This is a genomic window from Anabaenopsis sp. FSS-46 (assembly GCF_029891665.1).
Lineage (GTDB): Bacteria > Cyanobacteriota > Cyanobacteriia > Cyanobacteriales > Nostocaceae > Anabaenopsis > Anabaenopsis arnoldii.
Map to the genome: position 1 here is coordinate 1 of NZ_JANQDG010000091.1, position 3,071 is coordinate 3,071.

Consider the following 3,071-nt stretch of genomic DNA (forward strand, 5'->3'; position numbering starts at 1 on the left):
GCACGCAATATTTTATTGCGTGCTTTGCAAGCAACTGCCTTTACCGTGACCCATGATTCTATCGTGCTTTCTGACAAGTCAGAATTGACGGATGCCGTAGTTAATCTAGTTTAATCGCTTTGATTAGCTTAAAAGTTGCACAAACCCCTTAGTAGTCATACTAAGACCACCTTAAAACAGTGACTAAACACCGAAGATGATATATGGTTTTGAACTGCTCAGGCAACAGATTTACTCTGGTTTTGGTCAGCTTCTGCCGCAATTGTATAGCTTTGGCTAGGTTTTACAGAACCGCCGATAGGTTAGCGGCTCCCATAAACCTTACTCAGCTTTGAATCACAAAGGTCTGTTTTTTGTATACTCTAGGTAACTGAATTCGTTACGACTGTCGAACGATCAATTAAATCAACTTATTAGGAGAGATAATGACCCAAATCATAGTGGGTGAAAATGAAGCTATCGAGTCAGCTTTACGTCGGTTTAAGCGAGAAGTGTCTAAAGCAGGTATTTTTCCAGATATGAGGAAGCATCGTCACTTTGAAACCCCTCTGGAAAAACGCAAGCGCAAAGAAATTGCCAAACACAGGCAAAGTAAGAGACGTTTCCGCAATTAACCTCTTTTGCCGAGGTTCCCATCCGCCTATAGCATGGGAATAGATAGCCAGTCCTACCCAGCAAAGGGTGGGACAATATTCTTTTCCATCAAAGCCCCCAGAGACTATCTGAGGGCTTTGCTTATGAGCTTTCCGGTGTCAGGTAACGGGTAAACCACTCACTCGCCAACTGTGCTACTGCTGCCAATGTCCCCGGTTCTTCAAACAAATGGGAGGCTCTGGGAATAATTTCTAACTGCTTTTGTATACGTAATTGTTCCAGTGCATCCTGATTCATCTCGATCACTGGGGTATCGTATCCACCAACAATCAGCAATGTTGGTGCTTGGACATCAGGTAACGCCGAACCGGCTAAATCAGGTCTCCCACCACGAGAAACTACAGCTTTCACAGACTCAGGGCGTTTGGCCGCAGCTACCAGAGCCGCACCGCCCCCTGTACTCGCTCCAAAGTAACCTATTTGCAGGTGATGGGTTTGTGGGTACTGTGTTAGCCAGTCTGTGGTATCCACTAATCTCCGTGCCAATAATTCAATATCAAAGCGCAAATGTCTGGTTATCAGGTCAATTTTTTCCTCTTCATGAGTTAGTAAGTCAATTAGCAGCGTTCCTAGTCCAGCCTGTTGTAAAACCCCAGCAACATATCGATTACGGGGACTATGGCGACTGCTACCACTACCATGAGCAAATACTACTATACCTGTGGCTCCATCAGGAATCACCAAATTCCCCTCTAAGTTTACTTCACCTGCCGCCACTGATACTAAATGTTGGTTCTGTGTAAATGTGTTATCCACTGACAAACCTCCTTTGATGGTTTGTTGCCTATTTATATTTGATATTTTTTTGGTATTTTATACTTCTGCTATGAGGCAGTTTGTCAAAATCAACCCCTAGTCCATAAAGCGGTAAAATAAAAGTAGACCAGGACATAAATCTTATGATTCTCTTATGCAGAATTCTACATCTGGAAATGATGGGGATTTGATCAGGCAAGTTGCGACTTTGAGCGCCATTATTGCCGGTTTTGTCGTCAACGTAGTATCTAATATTTATCCGCTCCGGGGATTGACTATAGGAGAAATTTCTAATACTTTCTTCGCTAATGTCCTGATTATCCCCGCTAACTATGCTTTTGCTATTTGGGGACTGATTTATCTAGGTTTATTCACTTTCGGAATTTATCAATTTCTCCCTAACCACAGGTATGATGAAGATTTACGCAAAAGCGGGTACTTGTTGGTGATTGCCTCTGCGGCTCAAATTATCTGGGTATATCTTTTCCTCTCCCAACTCTTTACCCTGTCTGCGATCGCCATACTCTTAATTCTCATACCACTCATTGCTATCTATTTGCGCTTAGGCATTGGCAAAAAATCTGTTTCTCAAAGCAAGAGGTGGTGTGTTCACATCCCTATCAGTATTTATCTGGGCTGGATTAGTGTAGCAACTATTGTTAATGTAGCCTCTGCTTTGTATTTTCACCGTTGGCAAGGCTGGGGGATTTCTCCTGAAATATGGACTGCTATGATGTTATTAGTGGCTTTTACTGTTGCCGCCCTCATTCTCACCCAACACCGAGACTTTGCCTATACAGGAGTCACAGTTTGGGCATTGGTGGCGATCGCAATCAAGCAGTGGCAAAATTCTTTACTGAGAAACCTGGCACTAATTTTCGCCATCGTCTTAGTGGCAATAATCACAATTAACAGTGTAAAACCTCAACGTCCACGCACATAAATGGAACAACCCAGTACTCATCACCGAGATTGGTCATGGCACTTCTGGCCCGCTGTACCTCTATATCCCTACGGTAAACGGCGGACAATTTGCTCAGAAATAGTCAAAGATACTATCTGGACATTCGATCAGCTTCAAGGCATTCTCTACACTGTTGTGCCGATTCGGATGACTGTGGTTAAACTAGCACAGGGTGGGCTTCTGGTTTACGCCCCAGTGGCTCCCACTCCTGAATGTGTCCGCCTCGTTAACAACTTAGTCACACAACACGGCGATGTTAAATACATTATTCTCCCCACTAGCTCCGGTCTAGAACATAAGGTTTTTGTCGGTCCTTTTGCTCGCCGCTTCCCCCAAGCACAGGTTTTTGTTGCTCCCCATCAATGGAGTTTCCCCATCAATTTACCCCTGAGTTGGCTAGGTTTTCCCCCCGAACGGACTCAGGTACTCCCAGAAGATAGTAGTCACAGTCCTTTTGCTGATGAGTTCGATTATCAGGTACTAGATATCAACTTGGGACGCGGTTCATTTGTAGAAGTGGCATTTTTTCACAAGCGATCGCACACCCTACTTCTCACTGACCAACAAACGAGACGCAAGCCCCTGGCTTCAGACATGGGGATAAGTCGATAGCGACTTTAGTCGCATTAAAGCGATTGAGTGGCTTTAGCCACATTCAATATTACATAAATTACTTCATGTGAACTTTATAAAAGCT

General features: G+C 44.0%; 3 protein-coding genes and 1 pseudogene. 3 read left to right on the forward strand and 1 reads right to left on the reverse strand.

The features are described 5' to 3' along the window. Positions 1 to 425 precede the first annotated feature (425 nt). The gene (gene rpsU / locus NWP21_RS10720; protein ID WP_017803988.1) at positions 426 to 614 is read left to right on the forward strand and encodes a 30S ribosomal protein S21; all 189 of its coding nucleotides are present in this window, start codon (positions 426 to 428) and stop codon (positions 612 to 614) included. 121 nt (positions 615 to 735) lie between these two features. On the opposite strand, the gene NWP21_RS10725 is transcribed toward rpsU, so the two are convergent. Next, on the reverse strand, positions 736 to 1,410 hold the full coding sequence (locus NWP21_RS10725) for a dienelactone hydrolase family protein (protein ID WP_280792685.1): 675 nt from the start codon (positions 1,408 to 1,410) through the stop codon (positions 736 to 738). 154 nt (positions 1,411 to 1,564) lie between these two features. Between NWP21_RS10725 and NWP21_RS10730 the strand changes: the two genes are divergently transcribed. Together NWP21_RS10730 and NWP21_RS10735 are read left to right on the forward strand one after the other, a co-directional pair. Then, positions 1,565 to 2,353 (forward strand): tryptophan-rich sensory protein, encoded by a 789-nt coding sequence (locus NWP21_RS10730; protein WP_280792686.1) that lies wholly within the window; start codon positions 1,565 to 1,567, stop codon positions 2,351 to 2,353. Beyond that, a pseudogene (locus tag NWP21_RS10735) lies at positions 2,354 to 2,935 on the forward strand (DUF4336 domain-containing protein); the annotation flags it as partial. Between the last annotated feature and the right edge of the window lie 136 nt (positions 2,936 to 3,071).